Source organism: Lentzea sp. NPDC102401 (assembly GCF_044765805.1).
In the GTDB taxonomy this organism is placed as follows: domain Bacteria; phylum Actinomycetota; class Actinomycetes; order Mycobacteriales; family Pseudonocardiaceae; genus Lentzea; species Lentzea sokolovensis.
The window spans coordinates 585,437-608,605 of sequence record NZ_JBIWKS010000001.1 but is presented as its reverse complement, the minus strand read 5'-3'; the positions used below and the strand labels follow the sequence as shown (position 1 = coordinate 608,605).

At 70.5% G+C, this 23,169-nt stretch carries 17 protein-coding genes; 6 read left to right on the top strand and 11 right to left on the bottom strand.

Annotated features, from left to right (window positions below; genetic code table 11):
* Nucleotides 1-8: 8 nt before the first annotated feature.
* A complete protein-coding gene (locus tag ACIRG5_RS02805; protein WP_402899125.1) occupies nucleotides 9-533 on the bottom strand; it encodes a LuxR C-terminal-related transcriptional regulator in 525 nt (174 codons plus the stop codon).
* Nucleotides 534-630: 97 nt separating this feature from the next.
* Between ACIRG5_RS02805 and ACIRG5_RS02800 the strand changes: the two genes are divergently transcribed.
* Nucleotides 631-4,746 (top strand): BTAD domain-containing putative transcriptional regulator, encoded by a 4,116-nt coding sequence (locus ACIRG5_RS02800; protein ID WP_402899122.1) that lies wholly within the window; start codon nucleotides 631-633, stop codon nucleotides 4,744-4,746.
* Here the strand turns inward: ACIRG5_RS02800 and ACIRG5_RS02795 are convergent.
* Nucleotides 4,701-5,366 carry a response regulator gene (locus ACIRG5_RS02795; protein WP_402899119.1) on the bottom strand — a complete coding sequence of 222 codons (666 nt, stop codon included), beginning with the start codon at nucleotides 5,364-5,366 and terminating at the stop codon, nucleotides 4,701-4,703. The two genes, ACIRG5_RS02800 and ACIRG5_RS02795, sit on opposite strands and share 46 nt — an antisense overlap.
* Nucleotides 5,363-6,445 carry a sensor histidine kinase gene (locus ACIRG5_RS02790; protein WP_402899116.1) on the bottom strand — a complete coding sequence of 361 codons (1,083 nt, stop codon included), beginning with the start codon at nucleotides 6,443-6,445 and terminating at the stop codon, nucleotides 5,363-5,365. The genes ACIRG5_RS02795 and ACIRG5_RS02790 overlap by 4 nt, the downstream gene beginning before the upstream one ends.
* Before the next feature lie 131 nt (nucleotides 6,446-6,576).
* Between ACIRG5_RS02790 and ACIRG5_RS02785 the strand changes: the two genes are divergently transcribed.
* Nucleotides 6,577-6,891, top strand: coding sequence for a DUF6223 family protein (locus ACIRG5_RS02785; RefSeq protein WP_402899114.1), 315 nt, complete (start codon nucleotides 6,577-6,579; stop codon nucleotides 6,889-6,891).
* Here the strand turns inward: ACIRG5_RS02785 and ACIRG5_RS02780 are convergent.
* From ACIRG5_RS02780 to ACIRG5_RS02765, 4 genes are all read right to left on the bottom strand, one after another.
* A complete protein-coding gene (locus ACIRG5_RS02780; protein WP_402899111.1) occupies nucleotides 6,848-7,987 on the bottom strand; it encodes an ROK family protein in 1,140 nt (379 codons plus the stop codon). The genes ACIRG5_RS02785 and ACIRG5_RS02780 overlap by 44 nt on opposite strands.
* A 61-nt stretch (nucleotides 7,988-8,048) precedes the next feature.
* The gene (xylB, locus tag ACIRG5_RS02775; RefSeq protein ID WP_402899108.1) at nucleotides 8,049-9,431 is read right to left on the bottom strand and encodes a xylulokinase; all 1,383 of its coding nucleotides are present in this window, start codon (nucleotides 9,429-9,431) and stop codon (nucleotides 8,049-8,051) included.
* A 1-nt stretch (nucleotide 9,432) separates the two neighbouring features.
* Nucleotides 9,433-10,584 (bottom strand): xylose isomerase, encoded by a 1,152-nt coding sequence (gene xylA, locus ACIRG5_RS02770; protein WP_330278094.1) that lies wholly within the window; start codon nucleotides 10,582-10,584, stop codon nucleotides 9,433-9,435.
* 68 nt (nucleotides 10,585-10,652) lie between these two features.
* Nucleotides 10,653-11,243 (bottom strand): SGNH/GDSL hydrolase family protein, encoded by a 591-nt coding sequence (locus ACIRG5_RS02765; RefSeq protein WP_402899105.1) that lies wholly within the window; start codon nucleotides 11,241-11,243, stop codon nucleotides 10,653-10,655.
* Nucleotides 11,244-11,562: 319 nt separating this feature from the next.
* On the opposite strand from ACIRG5_RS02765, the gene fusA reads away from it, so the two are divergent.
* Both fusA and ACIRG5_RS02755 read left to right on the top strand, forming a co-directional pair.
* Entirely contained in the window at nucleotides 11,563-13,548 is a 1,986-nt protein-coding gene (gene fusA / locus ACIRG5_RS02760) for an elongation factor G (protein WP_402899102.1), read from the top strand.
* Nucleotides 13,549-13,672: 124 nt separating this feature from the next.
* Complete coding sequence (locus ACIRG5_RS02755; protein ID WP_402899099.1) at nucleotides 13,673-14,434, top strand: endonuclease/exonuclease/phosphatase family protein; 762 nt, start codon at nucleotides 13,673-13,675, stop codon at nucleotides 14,432-14,434.
* Here the strand turns inward: ACIRG5_RS02755 and ACIRG5_RS02750 are convergent.
* Nucleotides 14,424-15,881, bottom strand: a complete 1,458-nt coding sequence (locus ACIRG5_RS02750) for a hypothetical protein (protein WP_402899096.1) — start codon at nucleotides 15,879-15,881, stop codon at nucleotides 14,424-14,426. The genes ACIRG5_RS02755 and ACIRG5_RS02750 overlap by 11 nt on opposite strands.
* Nucleotides 15,882-15,998: 117 nt before the next feature.
* Between ACIRG5_RS02750 and ACIRG5_RS02745 the strand changes: the two genes are divergently transcribed.
* Nucleotides 15,999-16,607 carry a hypothetical protein gene (locus ACIRG5_RS02745; protein WP_402899093.1) on the top strand — a complete coding sequence of 203 codons (609 nt, stop codon included), beginning with the start codon at nucleotides 15,999-16,001 and terminating at the stop codon, nucleotides 16,605-16,607.
* A gap of 22 nt (nucleotides 16,608-16,629) precedes the next feature.
* Complete coding sequence (locus tag ACIRG5_RS02740; protein WP_402899091.1) at nucleotides 16,630-18,867, top strand: GH92 family glycosyl hydrolase; 2,238 nt, start codon at nucleotides 16,630-16,632, stop codon at nucleotides 18,865-18,867.
* On the opposite strand, the gene ACIRG5_RS02735 is transcribed toward ACIRG5_RS02740, so the two are convergent.
* The 3 genes from ACIRG5_RS02735 to ACIRG5_RS02725 are packed head-to-tail and all read right to left on the bottom strand — an operon-like array spanning nucleotide 18,850 to nucleotide 23,061.
* A complete protein-coding gene (locus tag ACIRG5_RS02735) occupies nucleotides 18,850-20,340 on the bottom strand; it encodes an MFS transporter (RefSeq protein WP_402899088.1) in 1,491 nt (496 codons plus the stop codon). The two genes, ACIRG5_RS02740 and ACIRG5_RS02735, sit on opposite strands and share 18 nt — an antisense overlap.
* A gap of 1 nt (nucleotide 20,341) precedes the next feature.
* Nucleotides 20,342-20,803, bottom strand: coding sequence for a hypothetical protein (locus tag ACIRG5_RS02730; protein WP_402899086.1), 462 nt, complete (start codon nucleotides 20,801-20,803; stop codon nucleotides 20,342-20,344).
* Complete coding sequence (locus ACIRG5_RS02725) at nucleotides 20,803-23,061, bottom strand: molybdopterin oxidoreductase family protein (RefSeq protein ID WP_402899083.1); 2,259 nt, start codon at nucleotides 23,059-23,061, stop codon at nucleotides 20,803-20,805. The genes ACIRG5_RS02730 and ACIRG5_RS02725 overlap by 1 nt, the downstream gene beginning before the upstream one ends.
* Nucleotides 23,062-23,169 lie beyond the last annotated feature (108 nt).

Below are 23,169 nucleotides of genomic sequence, written 5' to 3'. Positions count from 1 at the left end.
CCAGCACGCTAGGAACGCACCGCCAGCGGGCGCCCTAGTCGCGAGACCAGTTGTGTGCGGTCACGGCACCCGAACTTCCTCAGCAGGTTCGACACGTGGTACTTCACCGCGCTCACGGTGATGAACATGGCCGCGGCGATCTCCGCGTTCTCCCGCCCCTCGGCGACCAGCCGCAACGTCTCCCGCTCGCGGACGGTCAGCGACGCCGGCGGGGGACCGGGCAGCAACGAGGACACCAGCCGCGGCGACACCCAGCCGCCGAACCGGTGTACGTCGTGCACGGCCCGCACGATGTCCTCGGGAGGGTCGTCGGCGAGCACGAGCCCCGTCACGCCCAGCCGCACCAGTCCTTCCACGGCGTCGAACGACGACAGCACGGCGACCGTGCGCGGCCCGGCGGCGGCAGCGGCGTCGGTGACGGTCACGTCGGCGGGAGTGCCTGGGACAGCCCACGGCACGGCGGTGAGGCGGGACGAGATCCGGTCGGCCAGCAACGTGCTGCGCAGCGACAGGGAGACATGGATGGTCGGCACATCCCGGAACAGTCGGGAAAGGACCGTATTTCCGCGTATCGGCTGCGTATAACGGCAGGTCGTTGTTACCGTTCCGCCGATCGTCGGGGGAGGGTGCGTGCGGTTCCGGGTGCTCGGTCCGATCGTCGTCGCGGCGGGCGAGGAAGAGACCCCGTTGCGGTCGGCGAAGCAGCGCATCCTGCTCGCGATGCTGGTGCGGCACGCCAACACACCCGTCTCCCCCCAACGGCTGATCGAGGTGCTCTGGGAGGTCCCGCCGGCCTCCGCGCAGGAGAACGTCCGGCTGTACGTCTACCAGCTCAAGCGCGCGCTGGGCCTCGGCGACCGGATCACCCGCGAACCGGCCGGGTACGAACTGAGAATCGACCTGGGCGAGCTCGACGCGGACCTGTTCGATCAGCTGACCGTGGACGGCGAACGGGCGCTCGCGGACGGCGACCCCGCCAAGGCGGCCGACCTGCTCACCGAGGCGCTCGGCCTGTGGCGCGGCCCGGCCTATCCGGATCTGCCGGGCCAGTTCGCCGCGAGACTGGACGAGGCTCGGCTGCGGGCGGCCGAAGCGCGTGCCGCGGCCGAACTGGCGCTCGGCCGGCACGCCGAGGTGATCGGAAGCCTGGCCGAGCTGGCGCAGGCCAATCCGTACCGCGAACCGTTGCACGCCAAGCTGATGACCGCCCTCTACGGCGCGTCACGGCAGGCAGAGGCGCTGGAGGTGTTCCGCCGGGCCCGTGAACGGCTCGTGGGCGACCTCGGTATCGAACCCGGCCCGGAACTGCGCGGCCTGCATGAGACGATGCTGCAGGGCGCGCCGCTGCACGAACCCGCGCCGCCGCGGAGCGCTCGCGCGGACTGTCCGTATCGCGGCCTGATGGCGTACCAGCCGGAGCACCACCCGTGGTTCTTCGGCCGCGATCACCTCGTCGACCTGCTCACGCGCCGGATCGACCGCCATCCCGTCGTCGGGGTGTTCGGTGCTTCGGGCAGCGGCAAGTCCTCGTTGCTGCGTGCCGGTGTCGTCGGCGGGCTCGACCGGACCTGGCGGCCGATCGTCATCACGCCGACCGCGCACCCGATGGCAGCGCTCACGAACGCGCTCGCGTTGTTCACCGGCAAGCGGCCCGACCTCGGCGCAGACCCGGCGGCGTTCGACGTCGAGGTCCGCAACGCGCTCGCGAACGGCCCGGACGACGTCCGCGTGCTGCTCGTGGTGGACCAGCTGGAAGAGCTGTTCACGTTGTGCACCAGCGAAAGTGAGCGCTCACAGTTCATCGGCGTGCTCCTGGACGCGGCGCAGGGACCGCACCGCCGCACCCACGTCGCGCTCGGCGTGCGGGCGGACTTCCTCGCCCACGTCACGCAGCACCCCGGCCTGGTGCAGGCGCTCGCGGACGAGGCGACAGTGCTGGTCGGACCGCCGTCCAGCGCCGACCTGCGGGACATCGTGCTGCGCCCGGCGACGATGAGCGGGCTGTCCGTCGCCGCCGACCTGCTCGCGACCGTTCTCGCCGACGTGGACGCCGAACCGGGCGCGCTTCCGTTGCTGTCGCACGCGCTCGTCGAGACCTGGCAACGCTCCGGCACCGAACTGACGCTGTCCGCCTACCGGGCCGGCGGCGGGGTGCGCGGGGCGATCGCCCAGACCGCCGAACGCGCCTACGACGACCTGGACGACACCGAACGGCAGGCCATGCGCCGGATCCTGGTGCGGCTCACCGCGTTCGGCGACGGCACCGAGGACACCCGCCGGCCGATCCGCCGCGCCGAACTCGACGGCATCGCCGAGCCGGGCGTGATCGACGGTGTGCTCGGCCGTCTGGTCGCCGAGCGGTTGATCGTGGTGGACGAGGACACCGCGGAGATCGCGCACGAAGCGCTGATCCGCGCGTGGCCCCGGTTGCAGCGCTGGCTGTCCGACGACCGCTCGACGTTGCTGGTCCACCGCAGGCTGACCGCCGCCGCCCACACCTGGAGCGAGCTGGACCGGGACGAGGGCGCGCTCTACCGGGGCACCCAGCTCGTCACCGCGTCGGCCTGGGCGCAGGACCATCCCGGCGAGCTGAACGCGGCGGAGGAGGCGTTCCTCGGAGCGAGTCGCGAGCACGACGAGGCAGAGCAGGTGACGGTGAAACGCCGCAACCGCTTGCTGACCAGGCTCGTCTCGATCATGGGCGTGCTGCTCCTGCTGGCCGCGGGCGGTGGTGGCGTCGCGTGGTGGCAGTCACGGGAAGCCCAGCTCCAGCAACGGATCGAGCAGGCCCATCAGATCGCGCTGTCCGCTCGTGGCCTCGTCGACACGGCCCCCGACCTCGCCGGACAGCTCGCCGTGTCGGCCTACCGGTTGCACGCGGACGACGACACCCGAGGCGCGCTGCTGAGCGCCGCTTCCGCACCGCGACGGCGAATCGAGCTCAACGCGGACGGCCCGCCGGTGCTCGATGTGAGCGTGTCGCACCAGGGGGACGTGATCGCCACGGCCGATCGGGACGGCCACGTCACGCTGTGGGACCCGCAGACCCGCTCCCGCAAGCTCCTTCTGGCCGACCACAACGGGTTCACCGACGGTGGCTACGCCAGGCAGGCCGAGTTCAGCGCCGACGACAGGTTCCTCGCCTCGAACGCGTCACTGCCCGCGCTGGGCGGAAGCCGCGGCGACGTCGTGGTCTGGGAACTGGCGAGCGGCACCGCCGTGTTCTCCCACCAGTTCGACGTGATCACCACCGGGCTCGCGTTCCACCCGGCGGGGACGTCGTTCGCGGTCGGCGTCGCCGGTGGCGCCGTGGAGGTGTGGGACGTGGCCACGAGAACCAGCCGGATCTTCCAGGGACACACCAACGAGGTGAACGCGCTGGCGTTCAGCCCGGACGGCTCGCTGCTGATCACCGCGAACGGCAAGGAGCGTCCGCTGGTGTGGGATGTCGCGTCCGGCGCGCGCATCGGCGAGATCCCGTCGCTGGAGGTCAACAACGTCGGCTTCGACGGCGCGGCGATCGTCACCTCGACGCTGCGCGACGGCGTCAAGTTCTGGGACGTCAGCGGGAAGTTGCTGTCCGAGCTGCCGAAGCAGGGCGCGTACGCGTGGGAGGCGTCCGGGCCGGTGGGCGGCCGGATGGCGGTGGCGGACGAGGACGGCCTCATCACCATCTGGGACATCCGCACCGGCCGTCCCATCACGACCTACCGCGACCGCGGCCGCACCGAGTCCAGGGCGATCGCGCTGGGCCGCGACGGCACGCTGCTGGTCTCCGGCGGCTTCGGCCGGATCGTGGCGGTGCGCGAGGACGCTGTGCCGCCGTTCACCGGACATGCCGACGGCATCAACGACATCGACGTGCACGGCGGGCTGGTCGCGTCGGCCGGGGACGACGGAACCGTGCGACTGTGGGATCTCGACGGCGCCGCGGTGGCCACTTTGGACGGTCATTCCGACCGGGTGGAGTCGGTGGCTTTCAGCCCGGACGGCTCCCGGCTGGCCGCGCTGACCCGCGACCACACCATCTCGCTCTGGGACGTCGCCCGGCGGGAACGGCTGTCGTCGTTGTCCTACAGCGGTCTGGGCGCGTCGACCGACATCGCCTATCAGCCGGACGGGCGCGGGATCGTGACGGCGTCGCTCGGCCGGTTCCGCTGGAGCCTGCCCGGCCTGACGCAGGGCTCGTTCTCCGGCGGCCCGTACATCGCGAGCGCCGTCGAGTTCACCCCGGACGGCCGCCTGCTGATCTCCACTGATCCGGCGGGCGGCGCGATGCTGTGGGACCTCGCAGGCGACAAGCTGGAACGACGGGTCAGCACCGGTCAGGGCGACGTGCGGGACGTCGCGGTCAGCCCGGACGGCACGCGGTTCGCGACGGCGGGCGCCAACCGGACGGTGAAGGTCTGGGACGTGGCCACGGGTGCGGAGCTGATGACGCTGACCGGCCACTCCGCCGCGGTGGTGGCGCTGGCGTTCAGCCCGTCCGGCGACGCGCTGGCGTCCGGGGGAGAGGACGACTCGGTCGTCGTGTGGAACCTCGGCACCCGTGCGGGCACCACGCTGACCGGGCACACCGGTCCGGTGCAGGCCGTCGCGTTCACGCGGGAGGACGAGCTGGTGTCGGGTGCGAACGACGCGCGGATCATCCGCTGGTCACTGTCCACCGCGGACGCCGAGGCGCGGATCTGCGCCGAGGGCTATCCGCGTTCCGAGGCCTGCGGTACGACCAGGCCCGACTCGTAGGCGATCACCACGAGCTGGGCCCGGTCGCGGGCGTGCAGCTTCATCATCGCCCGGTTGACGTGGGTCTTCGCGGTGAGCGGGCTGATCACCATGGCGGTGGCGATCTCGTCGTTCGAGAGGCCGCGCGCGACCAGCGTGACGGCCTCGCGTTCGCGGTTGGTGAGGTGGGCGAGGCTCTGGTTCCGCTGCGGCGGCTGGCTCACGTACCGGTCGATCAGCCGGCGGGTGATCGACGGGGCGAGCAGCGCGTCACCGCGGGCCGCGACCCGCACGGCGTGCAGGAAGTCCTCCGGCTGCACGTCCTTGACGAGGAACCCGGCCGCGCCCGCTTTGAGGGCGTGGAAGACGTACTCGTCCAGGCCGTAGTTGGTGAGGATCACGACGTGCGTGCCGGTCAGGGCCGGGTCGGCGGCGATCTGCCTGGTCGCCTCGATGCCGTCCATCCCGGGCATCTGGACGTCGATCAGCGCGATGTCCGGTAGGTGTCTGCGGGCCTGGCCGAGCCCTTCCACACCGTTCGCGGCCTCGGCGACGACCTCGATGTCGTCCTCGGCATCCAGCAAGGCGCGGAAACCACTGCGGATCAGCGGCTGGTCGTCCACCAGCAAGACGCGGATCATGGCTGCACCACGGGAAGTTCGGCCTGCACGCTGAAACCGCCTTCAGTGCGTGGCGCGGCGCGCAGGTGGCCGCCGAGCGCTGTGACCCGTTCCCGCATGCCGAGCAGCCCGACGCCGGGCTCCGGGTTCCTCGGCGTCGCCGTGCCGTCGTCGTCCACCTTGATGACCACCGCGTCCGGCCGGTAGTCGATGTGGATCTGAGCGGTGGCCGCCACGGCGTGGCGGGCGATGTTCGTCAGCGACTCCTGCACGATCCGGTACGCCGTCCGGTCGACCGCGGCGGGGACGTCGTCGTGGCGGCCTTCGATCGTGAGCCGGGCGTCCAGGCCGCTCGACCTCGCGCGTTCGACGAGCGCGGGGACGTCGTCCATGCCGTGCGGCGGGTTCTTGTCGTCGTCCCTGAGCGCCTCCAACGTCGCCCGCAGCTCTCTGGCGGCTTCGCGTCCCGCGTCCCGGATCACCAGGAGCGGCTCTGGCACGTCCTCGCCGCGTTTGCGGGCCAGGTGGACGGCGACCTCGGCCTGCAGCTTGATCACGGAGATCTGGTGGGTGAGGGAGTCGTGCAGTTCGCGGGCGATGTGCAGGCGTTCCTCGCCGGCCCGCCTGCGCGCCGTCTCCTCGCGGGTGCGTTCGGCCTCGTCCGCTCTGCGCTCGGCCTGCCTGAGCGCCTCACCGGCGGCCGCGGCGGCGATCAGCCACGCGATCTGCAGGACGTCCCTGGTCTGCCCGAACGCCTCGTACACCGTGAGATCGCGGGGCGACAGGAGCGCCGCGAGAGGGAGCGTGGCGAGCATCAGCACGGAACCGATGAGCGTGACGACGCGATGGCCCGCCCGCATGGTCGCGTACACGGCGAACAGGAACGCGATCACGGGCACGTCGGCCCCGGTGGCCTGGTAGCCCAGCGCGAGGAGGCCGGTGGCGGCGAGCACGGCGATCGGGGCCGTCCTGCGCGCCACGAGCGCCAGCCCGCTCGCGGCCAGCAACGCGTAGCCCGGTCCGGTGGCGGGGTGCCCGGCCACCACCAGGCTCGCGGCGACCCCGGCGGCGATCGCCCAGTCCAGCCAGCGCCTGCTCATGCGTGCACAGTAATCCGGTGTCGGCGCTGGTAGATCCTGCGCTGGGATGACTTCGGGACTACCGCGCCCGCGGTAGTCGCTGTCTGCGCACGCACGACGACCGATCGCGGTGCGCGGGACAGGCTGGGGCCATGTTGCTCTCAGCTGCTTACGAGATGACCGCCGGACGCATGTGGTCGCTGATCGGCGCTGCCGCCGGCGTTTTCGGCGTGGTGATGGGCGTGCTGGCCCTGAGGCGAGGCCGGAGCGGCCTGGTCGCCGCGATCGCCGGTGGGGTCGCGGTGGTGCTCGGTGTGGTGGTCGTGCTGATGGCGAAGGGCGGTCCCGGCACCGGCTACGGCATCGTCGGCGGCTACGTGTCGCTGGTGGTGGGCCTCGCCGCCGTCGTGCTCGGCGTGCTGGCTAGGCGAAGAGTCGCTCGGGCTGCTGCACCGCGCGCCTCGTGACCAGTCCCGCCGCGCCCCGCGCCACCGCGAACTCGCCGAGGGGCGAGGCGATCAGCCTGGTGTGCCGTTCGCCGCCCGCGAGCACCCTGCGATCCATTTCGGACTGCACGGCCTCGCGAAGGTGGTCGTACAGCACGGCGTAGCTGCCGCCGAGCACGACCGTCGGGACGTCGAAGAGGTTCATCAGGGTCCCGAGCCCGACCCCGAGCGCCTCGCCGGCGTTCCGCACGGCCTTCAGCGCCTTCGGGTCGCCCGCGTCGAGTGCTTTGCACAGGGAGTCGAGCCGCCGCCGTCCGGCCTCGCGCAGGATGACGTCGAGGCCCGCGTACCGCTCCACGCAACCGCGGCTGCCGCACGTGCAGAGGACGCCGTTGCGTTCGATCACGACGTGCCCGAGTTCGCCCGCGAACCCGCTGACGCCGCGATAGACCTCGCCGTTCAGCACGACGCCCGCACCGATGCCGACGTCCGCGGTCACGTGCACGAAGTCCTCGCCCGCGAGGTGCCGAGGCCACAGGTGGGCGAGCGCGGCGAGGTTCGCCTCGTTGTCCAGTTGGACGTCGAGGTCCGTTCGCCGGCTCAGTCTCTCGGCCAGCCGCACGCCGACGAGGTTCGGCAGGTTGGGGGTCCTGATGACGACGCCGTCGTGGACGACACCGGGTATCGCCAGGCCGGCGCCGAGGAACGGGCGCGGCCCGGTGACCTCGCGGATCAGTTCGGCGATCCGGTCGAGCACCTCGTCCGCCGTGGCCCTGCGCATGTCGGCGGGCACGAGACGGCGCTCGAGCGTCTCGCCGTCGAGTCCGATGGTCTCGACGGCGAGGTGGCTGACGTTGATCTCCGCGCCCACCGCGACCGGGCCGTCCGGGTGGAAGCGCAGCGGTTTGGACGGCCTGCCCATGCCGGCGAGCGTGGCCGGTTCCTCGACCAGGATCCCGTTGGTCAGCAACGGTTCGGTGAGGTTGGACAGCGTCGCCTTGGTGAGGCCGGTGCGCCCGGCCAGGTCGGCGCGCGAGCCTGGGCGGTCGACGAGCGCGAGCAGCACCGTCCGCAGGTTGCCGAGGCGGACCTGGCGGAGGTGGTCGACGGTGGTCATCGGCTCAAGTATCGCTGCGCGGGTCCGGGAGCCCGCACGCGGACTCCCGGCCTCCGGGTGGTCATCGGTTCAGGTACTTCCGCGCGGCATCGCCGTACCGCGCCCGGATCTCCGGCACCGCCTGCGCCTCGTAGCGGGTGCTGTCCGCGAGCGTCCACTCCGGCGGCGTCGCACCGCCCGTGAGCGTCCACGCGGCCTGCCTCGCGGCGCCGTCGGCGACGTACTCACCAGGCGCGGGCACCGTCACCGGCACCCCGAACACCACCGGCGCGATCTCCCGCACCGCTGGAGAAACCGCCGCTCCTCCGACGAGCCGCACGCCCGTGACGTCCGCACCTTGCTCAGCGAGTGCGTCGAGTCCCACGGCGAGACCGCACAGCATGCCTTCCACAGCCGCACGCGCGATGTTCGCGGGCGTCGCGTTGGCAAGCGTCAGGCCGTGCAGCGCACCCGTCGCGTCCGGCAGGTTCGGCGTCCGCTCACCCTCCAGGTAAGGCACCATCACGACGCCTTCCGCACCCGGCTTCGCGGACAGGGCGAGCTCACTGAGCCTCGTGAGGTCGACGCCCAGCATCCGGGCGGTCGCGTCCAGCACGCGGGCGGCGTTCAACGTGCAGGCCAGGGGCAGGTAGCGGCCCGTGGCGTCGGCGAACCCCGCCACGATCCCGGACGGGTCCTGCGCCCGGACGTCGCTGGTGGCCGTGACCACGCCGGACGTGCCGAGCGACACCAGGATGTCCGTGCCTCCGCCGACACCGAGCATGGCCGCCGCGTTGTCCCCGGCGCCCGCGCCCAGCCGGACCGGGCCGTCCACGAACTCCGCCGGTCCCAGGACTCGGGGGAGCACCACGTCGGAGCGCCCCAGAGCCAGCGAGACCAGCTCCGGCACGTAGGCGTTCGTCACCGAGTCGAAGTAGCCGGTGCCGGACGCGTCCGAGCGGTCGGTGACGAGGTCGGCCAGGTCACCGGTGCCGCGCAGCCGCCACGTCAGCCAGTCGTGCGGGAGGCAGACGGCGGCGGTGCGCTTGGCGTTGGCCGGTTCGTGCTGGGCGAGCCAGCGCAGCTTCGTGATCGTGAACGACGCGACCGGCACGAGGCCGATCCGCGACGCCCACTCCGCCGCGCCCAGCTCGTCGGTCAGCGACGCGGCGGCCGCCGCGGAACGGGTGTCGTTCCACAGCAGCGCCTCGCGCACGACCTCGCCGTCCTCGTCGAGGCAGACCATGCCGTGCTGCTGACCGCCGACGCTCACCGCCGACACGTCGTCCAGCCCGCCGGCGTCGGACAGCGCGGACCGCAACGCCGACCACCAGTGCGACGGGTGGACCTCGGTGCCGTCCGGGTGAGCGGCGCGGCCCTCCCGGACGAGCCTGCCGGTCTCCGCGTCACGAACCACGACCTTGCACGACTGCGTGGACGAGTCGATGCCGGCGACGAGCGTCATGTCAGCGTGCTCCCGTGAGGTGCTCGATGGCGAGCTGGTTGAGCTGCACGAAGCCGTAGCCGCGTTCGCCCGCCTGGTCAGGGTCGAAACCGGTGTCCTTGATCAGGTCATCGTAGGACTCGCCGGCGTTCAGCGTGGGCTGCGACAGCTCGGCGACACCCGCCGTCGCGAGCGCCTCCTGCACCTCCGGGTCGGCCCGGAAGGCTGCCGCGCGGTCGCGAAGCAGCAGGTAGGTGGCCATGTTCGCTTTCGCCGAGTCCCAGACGCCCTTGATGTCCTCGGTGCGCGACGGCTTGTAGTCGAAGTGCCGCGGACCCTCGTAACCGGCGGTCTCCAGCAGGTCCACCAGCGCGAACGCGTTCATCAGGTCGCCGTGGCCGAACACCAGGTCCTGGTCGTACTTGATGCTGCGCTGGCCGTTGAGGTCGATGTGGAAGAGCTTGCCGTGCCACAACGCCTGCGCGATGCCGTGCACGAAGTTGAGACCGGCCATCTGCTCGTGCCCGACCTCGGGGTTCACGCCGACCAGCTCGGGCTTGTCGAGAGACGTGATGAACGCCAGCGCGTGCCCGACCGTCGGCAGCAGGATGTCGCCGCGCGGCTCGTTCGGCTTCGGCTCGATCGCGAACCGGATGTCGTAGCCCCGGTCGGTGACGAACTGCGTCAGCAGGTTCATGGCCTCGCGGTACCGCTCGAGCGCCGCCCGCACGTCCTTGGCCACGTCGTACTCGGAGCCCTCGCGCCCGCCCCACAGCACGAAGGTCTTGGCGCCGAGCTCCGCCGCCAGTTCGACGTTGCGCAGCACCTTCTGCAGCGCGAACCGCCGCACGCCGCGGTCGTTGCTGGTGAAGCCGCCGTCCTTGAACACGGGGTGGCTGAACAGGTTCGTCGTCACCATCGGGATGACGAGCCCGGTTTCGGCGAGCGCGCCCTGCAGCCGGCTGATCTGCTGGTCGCGGTTCGTGGCCTCGAAGCCGAACAGGTCGTCGTCGTGGAACGTCAGCCCGTACGCGCCGAGTTCGGCGAGCCGGTGCACCGCCTCGACCACGTCCAGTTCGGGGCGCGTGGCCTCGCCGAACGGGTCACGGCCCTGCCAGCCCACGGTCCAGAGACCGAAGGAGAACTTGTCCGCCGGAGTGGGCGTGCTCATCATCCACCTCATTCGTTCAATGCTTGAACTTAGTGCGGACAGTACGACGCCACGGCCTTGATCGCAATCGCTCAGGCGCGAAGTTCCGCGGCGACCGCTTCGACCGCGGGGGCGAGAGCCGCGGCGATCGCGCGGTAGCCGGAGGCCGACGGGTGGAAGCGATCCGCCGCGAAGAGCGAGGGATCCGCGGCGAACTGGGGCGTCACCGCGCGTTCGACGTGGGCGACCACGCCGCCCGCGCGGATGACGGCCTGCTGCTGCACCTGGGCGTAGTCACGGCTCACCGCCGACACGACGTCGCGCAGGGCGGGCGGCACGTGCGCGACGACGCTCAGGTCGGGCGCGGTGCTGACGACGACCGCGGCGCCCGCCCGCCGCAGCTCCGCGACCGCGTCGTGCAACTGCTGCGCGCCGACGTGCGCAGGGACGAACCTCGTCAGGTCGTTCGCGCCGATCACCACGACCGCGAGGTCGACCTTGCCCGCTGCCCGAACCTGGGCGCGCAGGTCGGCCGAGCGGGCGCCCGCGAAGGCTCGCACGCTGAGATCGACCTGGTGTCCCATCGCCCGAAGGCGTTCGGCGAGCAACGGGCCGAGCGTGTCCTCCCGGCGCGTGCTGCCCACTCCCGCGGCGATCGAGTCGCCGAGCAAACAGAGGCGCATGGTTGTTGAACGACAGGCGTTGAGGTGGTGTTCCGGGGAACAATCCGCTGTGAGCGGATGTTGATGTGAGTAAACCGCTGTCGTGCGAGTGCTGATCTGTCTACACTCCACGATCATCATCACCGAGTGAACGACGAGAGGGGACCGGCCATGCGCACCACCGCCGTGCTCCCGTCCCGTTTCGACGTGATCCTCGTGTCTCCGCACCCCGGCTGCCCGCTGCGCGCCGGGTACCGGAGTGTCTGACGAACCCGTTCCAGGTGTTCGTCGGGTCATCGCGCTGACCCCCGTAAGTCCTTGACACCAAAGGCACACAGCCATGCGCACGATCACGTTGAACGCTGTCCGCAACCTCGGCATCCTCGCCCACGTCGACGCGGGCAAGACCACACTCACCGAACGCGTCCTGTTCGCGACCGGCAGCACCTACAAGCGCGGAGAGGTCCACGACGGCACCACCGTCACCGACTTCGACCCGCAGGAACGCGACCGTGGCATCACGATCTTCGCCGCGGCCGTGACCTGCACGTGGGACGGGCACCGCGTCAACCTCATCGACACGCCGGGGCACGTCGACTTCGCCGACGAGGTCGAACGATCCCTGCGCGTGCTGGACGGGGCCGTAGCGGTGTTCGACGGCGTCGCGGGTGTCGAGCCGCAGAGCGAATCCGTGTGGCGGCAGGCTGATCGCTACGGCGTGCCGCGGATCGCGTTCGTCAACAAGCTCGACCGGGCAGGTGCGGACCTCGACGCCGTCGTGGAGTCGATCCGCACCCGGCTGCACACCGTGCCGCTCGTCGTGCAACTGCCGATCGGCGTGGAGGACGGGTTCCGCGGTGTCGTCGACCTGGTGCGCATGCGTGCGCTGACCTGGGACGACGGCATGACCGAAGGGCCTGTGCCGGAAACGCTGCTGGCAGAGGCACAACGACGTCGCCGCGCCTTGGAAGAGGCGGTGGCGGAACTGCACCCCGAGGCATTGGAGGAGTTCTTCGCACAGGGCCTGTCCGAGCGGACGCTCGTCGAAGCACTGCGGGAACTGACCCGGCGAGGTCTGGCCACCGTCGTGCTGTGCGGCTCGGCGTACCGCAACCGCGGCATCGAACCGTTGCTGGACGCGGTGATCGCGTACCTGCCGTCCCCTGTGGACGTTCCACCGGTGCGCGGCGTCGACGGCCAGGAACGGCAGCCGGACCCGGACGCGCCGTTCGCGGCGCTGGTGTTCAAGGTGAACGCCACCGCCACCGGACGGCTGGCGTACGTGCGCGTCTACTCGGGCACCCTCCACAAGGGAGAGACGGTCCAGGTGGGCGGCCGCACCGAGCGCATCGGACGGATCCTGCGCGTCCAGGCCGATCGGCACACGCCGGTCGACCAGGCCGTCGCGGGTGACATCGTGGCGCTGGTGGGGCTGAAGTCGGCACGCACGGGCACAACCCTGTGCGCGCCAACGGCTCCGCTGCTGCTCGAGCCCGCGGTGTCGGCCGATCCGGTCGTGTCGGTGGCGGTGGAAGCGCGGACCAGCGCGGACAACGCCAAGTTGACCGAGGCGCTGGCGCACCTGGTCGACGAGGACCCGTCCCTGCGGTTCGGGACCGACCCGGAGACCGGCCAGACGGTGCTGTCCGGCCAGGGCGAGCTGCACCTGGAGGTCTCGGTGGAGAAGGCGCGCACGCTGCACCGCATCGAGATCACCATGGGACGCCCGCGCGTCTCGTACCGCGAGACCGTCGCCTCGGGCGTGACGGGATTCGTCTACCGGCACGTGAAGCAGGACGGAGGGCAAGGGCAGTTCGCGCACATCGTGCTCGACGCCGAGCCGCTGGAGACCGGTTTCGAGTTCCGCTCGGCCGTCACCGGCGGGCGGGTGCCGCAGGAGTTCGTCCGCGCGGTCGAACAGGGCTGCCGGGACGCGCTGGCCGAAGGGCCGCTCGGGCACCCGGTGACCGGTGTGCGGGTGACGCTGGTCGACGGGTCCACGCACGTCAAGGACTCGTCGGAGATGGCGTTCCGCACGGCGGGACGGCTCGGGCTGCGTGACGCGCTGAAGGCCGGCGCGATGACGTTGCTCGAACCGATCGCCGAGGTCACGGTGACCGTGCCGGAGGAGTACCTCGGTGGTGTGCTCGGTGATCTGGCTTCGCGCCGGGGCAGGATCCTCGGTTCGGTGGCCAGGACCGGCACGACGGTGGTGACGGCGAGCGTGCCGCTGGCGGAGATGTTCGGCTACGTGACTCGTCTGCGCAGCCGGACGCAAGGCCGCGGCAGCTTCACCGCCACCCCGACCGGTTACGCGCCGGCGTGAATGTTGGGCGAGTCGACACGCTTTTCGTCGACTCGCCCAACAATCGCTTCCTGCTGTGTGTGATGCAACGCAGTGAGAGCAGGCCCGCCCTGGCTCAGGGCGGGCCTGTGCCATGCTCGGTGAGATGTCGACCTTGAGCGTCATGTCGTTCAACCTGCGGTACGCCTCGGCCGCCGAGCCGAACTCGTGGGCGGTCAGACGCCCGGTCATGGCCCAGCTGCTGCTGAACGAGCTGCCGGCCGTCCTCGGCACGCAGGAGGGTCTCTACGGGCAACTCCTCGACATCGCCCACGATCTGCCCGCCCACTACGACTGGATCGGCCTGGGCCGGGCGGGCGGCAGCCACGACGAGTTCATGGCGATCTTCTTCGACACCCTCCGGCTCGAACCCCTCGAATTCGACCACCACTGGCTGTCCGCCACCCCGAACGTCGTGGGTTCCCGGTCGTGGGGCAACAACGTGATCCGCATGGTCACCTGGGTCCGGTTCGCGGACCGCCTGACGGGCAGGCAGTTCGTGGCCGTCAACACCCACTTCGACCACGAGTCGGCGAACTCCCGGCTGCGCAGCGCCGAGTTCGTCCGCGACCGCCTCCAGGCCCAGACCCTGCCGGTCGTGCTCACCGGCGACTTCAACGACGTCCCCGGCTCACCGCCCTACGCCGCCCTCACGGCCGGTCTGGCCGACACGTGGCTCGCCGGTCCGCAGACCACCCCGGCGTACGGGACGTTCCACGGCTACGGCCCGCTCGTGCCGGACGGCCCGCGCATCGACTGGATCCTCACCCGCGGCGCGCGCGTCGAGGCCGCCGCGATCAACACCTTCCAGCGAGATGGCCAGTTCCCGTCCGACCACCTCGCTGTTCAGGCACACATCACCTTCTAGGCGCCCACTCGGGCGGCAGGTCGTGCGAACAGGTCGGTGCTCCGGCCGCGCGCGCCTGCCGTTGCTCCAGGTACGGCCCGGCGATCTGGTCCCGGGACACCGGGGCCAGCGCCGTGATCGCGTCACCCGCGGCCAGCACCTGGCGCCGCATCCGTTCGTGGTCGACGGCCGCGGAGCCGAACGACGGCGCCCAGAGCGTCCACGGCCCGGAGATCATCGCCATCGTCGGGATCAGGTGCGAGTGGAAGTGCGTGCCGATGCCACCGAACGAGCACTGCGCCGGCACCCGGCCCGGCACCGGCGGGTCGCTGCCGGGCAGGACGAATGTGCGATCGACCGCGCGCCCCGTCAGTGCCGTCTGCGCGCTCCGGGCCAGCACCGGACTGCCCGCGAACCAGCCGGACAGCTCGGCCGGGCCCGTCGGTCGCAGCGAACCGTCCTGAGGCAGGAACTCCCGCGTGCCGAGGTGTTCCAGCACGAACGCGAACGCGACGGAACCCGAGTCGTACTCGGCGTCGAGCGCGCGGGCCCGGAACTCGCTGCCCTCCGCCGGGCGGTGCAGGTGCCCGGTCGCGAAGACGAACTCGATCGTGCGCGGCCGGCAGCGCAGCGGCAGGCGTGCGAAGTGCTCGGCCAGCGCCAGCAGCGCGACGGTGCCGTTCTCCTGCACCCACCCCACGCCGTCGGTGTTGGTGTCGAGGACGATCCGCTCACTGCTCAGGCCCGGCAGCGTGGCGATCAGGGAGCGCGTGACGGCCGGTGCGCGCCCGGCCAGGACGCCGATCGTCGTTCGCGTGCCCGGGACCAGCCGGAGAGCCGCGTCGGAGCCGACGAACACGCCCGGCACGCGGTAGTGGGTGCCGAGGTGCGGGTCCCAGTAGCCCTTCACCTGCTCGTGCGGGAACGGGAAGGCGACGACGACCCCGGCGGCGCCCGCCTTGCCCGCGTCGACCATGTCCTCGTCCAGCAACGGCTCGGCGAGGTAGCCGCGGTCGAGGGCGGGAAAGTCCCGCAGGACGATCTTGCCGCGGGCGTTCTCGGCGGTGATCGGCGTGCCGGCGGGCAACCTGACCAGTTCGCCGCCGCGCAGGCCTGGCTCGGAGTAGGGGATGGCGCCGGCGACCGGCACGACGCCGCCCGAGAGCAGGAAACCGGGACCTGGCTTCCAGCGCTGGATCGCGAAGGGCTCCGATCGCACGGACACGCCCGGCAGCCGGTCCACGCGGCGTTCCAGCCAGGAGATCAGACGGTCGTGGGCGGGGCTGCCGGTGGCGCGGACGCCGAACCCGGCGACGGTGGCGTTGAGAGCGCGCAACCGGGCGGCGGAGGCGAACGACCGGTCGTCGACGGCAGGGGAGCAGTCGGTCGACGCGACGGCCGGCGCGGTCAGTTGGAGGGAGAGAACCGTTACGACACCTATGAATGCGATGCATCTGGCGGGGTGCACCAGGCTCACTGTGAACCTGGCGGACGGTCCTCACAATCCGCTGTCCAGGTAGCCAGATGAGACCCTGTCAACGGTGAACGGAAATGGTTTATACCAATTTCCGCTACGGTCCGCGAGATGCGCCTGAAATCGACGTTCGGCCGCGTCGCGGTGATCGCGTACGCGCTGCTGTTCACCCTCGGCTCGACAGCGGTCGCGAACGCCTCGCCCGGCCGCGAGTGCGCCACCCCGTCCATCGACCGGTATCAGCAGTGGATCGCCAGTGGTGAAGGTGCCACGGAACCCGCGACCGGCAGCATCCTCGTGCCGAAGGGACGGCACGACCACACGGCGAAGATCAAGTTCCTGGCAGACGACTGGGCTGTCATGGTCGTGTGGCTCGGCAACCAGTTCGAGGCCCAGGCCGACCTGTCCCACTCGGCCGGTTTCTGGATGACCTACCGCGCCACCAACGATCTCTACGTCCAGCTGCGACCCGCGGAGTTCTGGAGCGGTGGCGACAAGTGGGTCACGAAGATCCCGTCCACCGGCGGCCGGCTCGTGAAGCGGTTCTTCAGCTTCAGGACAAAGGACTGGACATATCTGCCCGCGCTCGGCAAGCCGTCCTACCCGCTCGCCGAGGCCCTCGACGACGCCCGTGGCCTGGTGTTCGTCGGCAACACGAAGAACGACCTGGAGTTCCAGAGCCTGAAGATCGACGGCTACCGGCCACCCTGCGTTTACTGACAACCGGTTAGTGTCCCGGGACGTGAGAGCGCTCCCGGTCTTCCTGGTCACTGTCCTCACCGCCGCGCTGGCGACTCCCGCGAGTGCGGCGGTGAGAGACGACACGCGCTACGTCGACCCGCTGATCGGCTCCGCGGGCGGCGGCAACACCTATCCCGGCGCGGTGCGGCCGTTCGGGATGATCTCGTGGAGTCCGACGTCGACCCGCGGCGACCAGACGAACACGGGCGCCGCCAACGGTTACGCCTACGACGCGACGAGGGTGCGCGGTTTCAGCCTCACGCACGTCAACGGCGCGGGTTGCCATCCCGGTGCCGCGGGAGACGTCCCGATCATGCCGCACGTCGGTGAGATCACCTCGTCGCCGACCGCGGACACCAAGGACCAGATCTTCGCGAGCGACTTCTCCCACGCCGACGAGAAGGCCGAGGCCGGTCGTTACCGGGTGGGCCTGAAGTCCGGTGCCACGGCGGACCTGTCCGTGTCGACGCGGGCGGGCATCGGCGAGTTCACGTTCCCCGTCAACGGATCGCTGCTGTTCCGCACCTCGAACTCGCTCAACGGTAGCGAGGACGCCGACATCACCATCGACCCGGCCACCAACACCGTGTCGGGCTCGGTGCTGACCGGCGCGTTCTGCGGCCGGCGTGCGAACGGTGGCGCGAACAACCAGAAGACCTACTACCGCCTGCACTTCACCGCGTCGTTCGACCGTCCGATCTCGGCCTACGGCACGTGGGTCAACAGCGAACTGCGGCCCGGAACGACGTCCGCTTCCGGCGGCGAGGGCTACCTGACCGGAACCAACCGTGCGGGCAAGGGTTCCGGCGGTTACGTGTCCTTTGCGGACAGTGCGGTGCGGATGCGGGTCGGCATCTCCTACACCAGCCTCGACGCCGCGAAGCGCAACCTCGCGACGGAGATCCCGAAGCGCGCGACCGTCGCCGACGTGGCGGCGGAAGCCAGGAAGGCGTGGGCGAAGCAGCTCCGCGCGGTCGAGATCGACGGCGGCACCGCGGACGAGCGCACGATCTTCTACACCGCGCTCTACCACACCTTCCTGCAGCCCAACGTGATCAGCGACGTCGGCGGCGAGGTGCGGTACGGCAACTTCTCCGGCTGGGACCAGTACCGCGCCCACACCCAGTTGCTCGCCCTGCTGGCACCGGACGTGGCGAGCGGTTACGCCCAGTCGTTGCTGGACATCTCACGCCGCAACGGTGGCGTGTGGGACCGCTGGGTCCACATCACCGGTCCGACGCACGTCATGACCGGCGACCCGTCCGCCCCGGCCGTCGCGGGCATGTACGCCATGGGCGCGCGGAACTTCGACGTGCGGGCGGCCTACGACTCACTGCTGCGCCAGGCCACCGTCCCGCACCCGGACGGCCTGTCCGACAAGGGCTGCCCCGGCCAGTGCGAGGGCCAGCGCCCGAACCTCGCCGAGTACCTGCGCCTCGGCTACGCGCCGCAGGACACCTGTCACTGCTGGGGCGGCGCCGCCGAGACGCTGGAGGACTCCGTCGCCGACCAGGCGCTCGCCGACCTGGGCCGCAGGCTCGGCCGTCCCAGCGAGGAGATGCGGAAGCGCGCGGGCTGGTGGCGCAACACGTTCAACCCGGCCACCGGCCACCAGCAGGCCCGCAAGGCCGACGGCACCTGGGTGACGCCGTTCAACCCGGCCTCCGACCAGGGCTTCGCGCAGGGCAGCAGCGCCACCTACACGTGGATGGTGCCGCACGACGTCCAGGGCCTCGCCGAGGTGATGGGCGGTCCCGAAGCAGCGGCGACCAGGCTCGACGCGTTCTTCCACCGTGCGGACGGCTCGTGGGCGACGGGCGGCGACGCGCTGCGGTACGACCCGACCAACGAGCCGGGCATCCACACCCCGTGGATCTACAACGAACTCGGCCAGCCGCGGAAGACCCAGGAGACCGTGCGCGCGATGGCGCGGCTGGTCTACCGCACCGGCCCGTCCGGACTGCCCGGCAACGACGACCTGGGCACGATGTCGGCCTGGTACGTCTTCGCCGCTCTGGGCCTGTACCCGCGCACGCCGAGCAGTTCCGAACTGCACGTGTCGAGCCCGATGTTCCCCAAGGCGCGGATCACCAAGAAGAACATCACGATTCTGGCCGCCGGCACGCCGGGCGTCCACGTGAACGAGACCCGGTGGAACGGCCGCAAGGTCGAGCAGCCGTGGCTGCCGGAGTCGTTCGTGGATCGCGGGGGAGTGCTGGTCTCACGTCTTGAAGGGTGATCCGGCGCCCTCGGCACGGGTGTGGCTGCGCCGCGCGGTCGCGGACAGCGGCAGAGCGACGTCCTCCAGGGACTTGTTCTCCGCGTCCACCGCGAGCGACCGCGCGACCAGCCCGCCCGCGACCATGATCGCCGCGCCGACCAGGTAGCCGATGAACAACCGCACCGGCTGGTCCCCGGTACCGATCAACGCGCCGTAGATCACCGGGCCGAGCGCGCCGAAGCACTGCGCGATCGCGAAGAACACGCCGATCGCCTTCGCCCGCACCTCCAGCGGGAAGATCTCGCTGACCGTCAGGTAGGCGGCGCTGGCGCCGGCCGAGGCGAAGAAGAAGATCACGCACCACGCGATGGTCTGCGTGATCGCGTTCAGCACTCCTGTGTAGAACAGCACGGAGGTGACGGCGAGCAGTGCGCCGGAGATCGCGTAGGTCAGGAACAGCATCCGGCGGCGGCCGATGGTGTCGAAGAGGTGCCCGATGGTGAACGGACCGACGAGGTTGCCGACCGCGAAAGCGATCAGGTACAGCGGCGTCACCTCGGAGGGCACGCCGTAGAACTTGCCCAGCACCAGCGTGTAGGTGAAGAAGATCGCGTTGTAGAGGAACGACTGCGTGATCATCAGGGTCGCGCCCAGCACCGCGCGGCTGGGGTACTCGCGGAACAGCACGCGGGCCAGCGCGAAGTAGCCGATCTCCTCGGCGGGCTTGATCTCGATGGCCTTCTTCTCGTCGACGGGCGGCAGCTCCGCGCCGGACTCCTTCTCGACCTCGCGCTCGATGCCGGTGATCGTCTTCTCGGCGGCCTCCTCGCGGCCGTGCATGATCTGCCAGCGCGGGCTCTCCGGCAGATGCCTGCGCACCACCAGGATCACCAGGCCCAGCACCGGTCCGATGAGGAACCCGAGCCGCCAGCCCAGCGACAGTTCGACGTGGTTGAGCAGGATGTACGAGCCGAGCGTGCCGAGCACCGCGCCCGCCCAGTACGTGCCGTTGACCGCGATGTCGACGCGGCCCCGGTAGCGGGCGGGGATCAGCTCGTCGATCGCGGAGTTGATCGCCGCGTACTCGCCGCCGATGCCCATGCCGGCGATGAACCTGGTCAGGTACAGGAAGACCAGCCAGCCAGTGCCGTTGCCCAGCGTCAGCGCGGTCAGGCCGGAGCCGACCAGGTAGACGCCCAGCGTGATCATGAACAGCTTGCGGCGTCCCAGCCGGTCCGAGAGGTGACCGAACCACAGCGCGCCGACGACCTCGCCGATCAGGTAGACGGTGGCGAGCAGGCCGACCGCGGTCGACGACAGCCCCAGCGTCTCCGGTTTGGTCAGCGTGTCGGCGATCGCGCTGGCGACCGTGATCTCCAGGCCGTCCAGGATCCACGCGACGCCCAGTGCGACGACCATGCGCGTGTGGAACGGCGACCAGGGCAGGCGGTCGATCCTGGCGGGAATCAGCGTGCTCACACCGTCGGCCATCTCAGCCCCTCACCGCGATGAGCGCCTGCGGCGCGCTCTGCTTGATCCGTGTCTTCAACCAGGCCAGCTGCCGTGCCGTGTCCTGTTCGCAGGCACTCACGACGTCCATCAGTTCCTCGTCGCGCAGGCCCTGCGCGGCCTGCCCGACGACGGTCCAGGTGATGTCGGTGAACGACGCCAGCGCGTAGAGGTCCTGCAGGTCGCGCAGCAGGCCGACGCCGCCGGTGCGGGTCTGCTCGAACTCGGCGGCGTGCAGGCGTTCCGGCTCCGCTTCGCGGTGCTCGCCGTACCGTTCGACGATCGGGCCGAGCTTCTCGCTCTGGCCGTCGACGCGGCCGGCGAGCACGAGGCAGGTGCGCCGGACGTCGGGCTCCTCGCCGTGGCCCTTCGCGACTTCGCGGAACGCGCCGGCCAGCGTCCGCAGCGAGGTGTGCAGGAGGCCCAGATAGGTCGCGAGATGCATCAGACCCTCCTGATCCGCACCGCGCTGATCTTGAACAGCGGTTGCTTCGAGACCGGGTCCCACTCGGTGGGCGTCAGCTCGTTGGCGGCCTGGAACCCGTAGTGGAACGGCAGGAACACCACGCCGTCACGGCACCGTCCAATGCGGACCGGCACCTCGACGCCACCGCGTTCGGACTCGACTCGCACCACATCTCCTTCTGTCGCATCGAGTTCGGCGGCATCGGAGGCGGAGATCTCGACCCACGGATCCGGCTCCGCCTTCTGCAGTTCCGGGGCGCGGCTGGTCTTGGTGCGGGTGTGGAAGTGGTAGACCGAGCGGCCGGTCGTGCAGAGGAACGGATACTCGTCGCTCGTCTGTTCCGAGGCGGGCGTGTACTCGGCGGCTTTGAGGAACGCCCGCCCGTCAGGCCGCTGGGCCCGGTAGTCGGTGGGAGTCGTGGAAGCGCCGGTCAGCAGGTCGTGGCTGTAGTCCTCGCAGTAGTCGGCGGCGGTGGGGAAGACGGCGTCGGTGTAGAGTCTTTCCCCGCTGCCCCAGGGGATGCCGCTGCCGCCGCGCAGCCGTTCGTAGGACAGGTCGCTGTAGTCGCACGGTCGGCCGCGGCTGCACTCGCGCCACGCATCGAACGCGCCCTCGGCATCCTTCCACTTGATCAGCGGATCGCCGTCGCGGTCGCGGAAACCCATGCGGGAGGCGTAGTCCAGGAAGATGTTCAGATCGCTGCGGGCCTCGCCGGGCGGTGCGACGGCCTGCTCGGACAGGTGCACGACCCGGGACAGGTTCGTGAACGTGCCCTCCTTCTCGCCCCACATCGCCGCGGGCAGCACGACGTCGGCCAGTTCGGTGGTCTCCGTGCGGAACGCGTCCTGCACCACGACGAACAGGTTCTGCCGGCGCAGGATCTTCCGGATGCGGCCGAGTTCGGGCAACGAGACGGCGGGGTTCGTGGCGGAGATCCACAGGAACTTGATCGAGCCCTGCTCGGCGTACCGCCAGATCTGCATCGCGTGCGTCGGCGGAGCCCAGTGCGGGATGGTCAGCGAGTCGACGTTCCACAGTCGCGCGAGCTGCTCGACGTGCTCGGGATTGTCCCAGTTGCGGAAGCCGGGCAGGTCGCCGTCGGCACCGCACTCACGGGTGTTCTGCGCGGTCGGCTGGCCGTTCATCTGCAGCACGCCGCTGCCGGGCCTGCCGATCTGGCCGCGCAGCAGGTGCAGGTTGTTGACCTGGCACGACGCCGCGGTGGCCTGATGTGACTGGTAGAAGCCCTGCAGCACGGTCGAGAGCACCCGCTCGGAGGTACCGAAGATCTCGGCGGCGCGCAGCAGGTCGACGGGCGAGACGCGGCAGATCTCGGCGATGTGCTCCGGCGTGTACGGCTCCACGGTCGCCTTGAGCTCGTCCAAACCCAGGGTGTGCGCCCGGACGTACTCGCGGTCCAGCCAGCCGTGGTCGATCACCGCGCGCACCAGGCCGTTCAGCAACGCCTGGTTCGTGCCGGGCAACGGCGCCAGGTGCACGTCGGCGGCCTCGGCGGTGGAGGTGCGCCGCGGGTCCACGACGACAACGCGCGGCCGGTCCGGTCCTTCGAGCCGGTCGAGCACCCGTGCCCACATCACCGTCTGCGTCGAGGCCATGTTGTGCCCGAACAGGAACAGCGCGTCGCACAGGTCGATGTCCGCGTGGCAGGCGGGCTGGCCGTCCGAGCCGAACGACTCCTTGAGCGCCGCCGCGGCCGTGGCGGTGCAGAGCCGGGTGTTGCCGTCCATGTGCGGGGTGCCGATGCCGGCTTTGCCGATCACGCCGAGCGTGTAGTACTCCTCCAGGAACAGCTGACCGCTGGTGTAGAAGCCGTGCGAGAGCGGCCCGATCTCGGAGAGGAGTTCCTGGGAGCGACGGACCACCTCGCTCATCGCGGTGTCCCAGTCGGTTTCCCGCAACTCGCCGTCACGGCGGATCAACGGTTTCGTGAGGCGGTCCTTGCCATGCGCCTGCCACGAACCGTAAAGGCCTTTCGGGCCGAGCCTGCCGCGGTTGACGAGGTCCGCCGCACGACCGCGAACTCCGACGATCCTGCCGTCCCTGACCGCGATGTCACAACCGCACCCGTTGCTGCACAGCACGCACGCCGACTGGACCCAGCGGTCCACATCGGACTCCTCGACGCCTTCCGCCAACCGCTGGTCGACCCGGACCGGCCAGGGTGTCCCGCGTTCGTGCGGAGTACGTGCTCCCCATACGTCGGCGATGCGATTCACGAAAAAGCAATACCCGGCGTTTTCCCCTTGAAACTCAGTCCGACATTGCCCGCCGAACAGGTGTCGATCAAGTCGGCTCGTGCGCATACGAGCTTTTTGTCCGTTTCA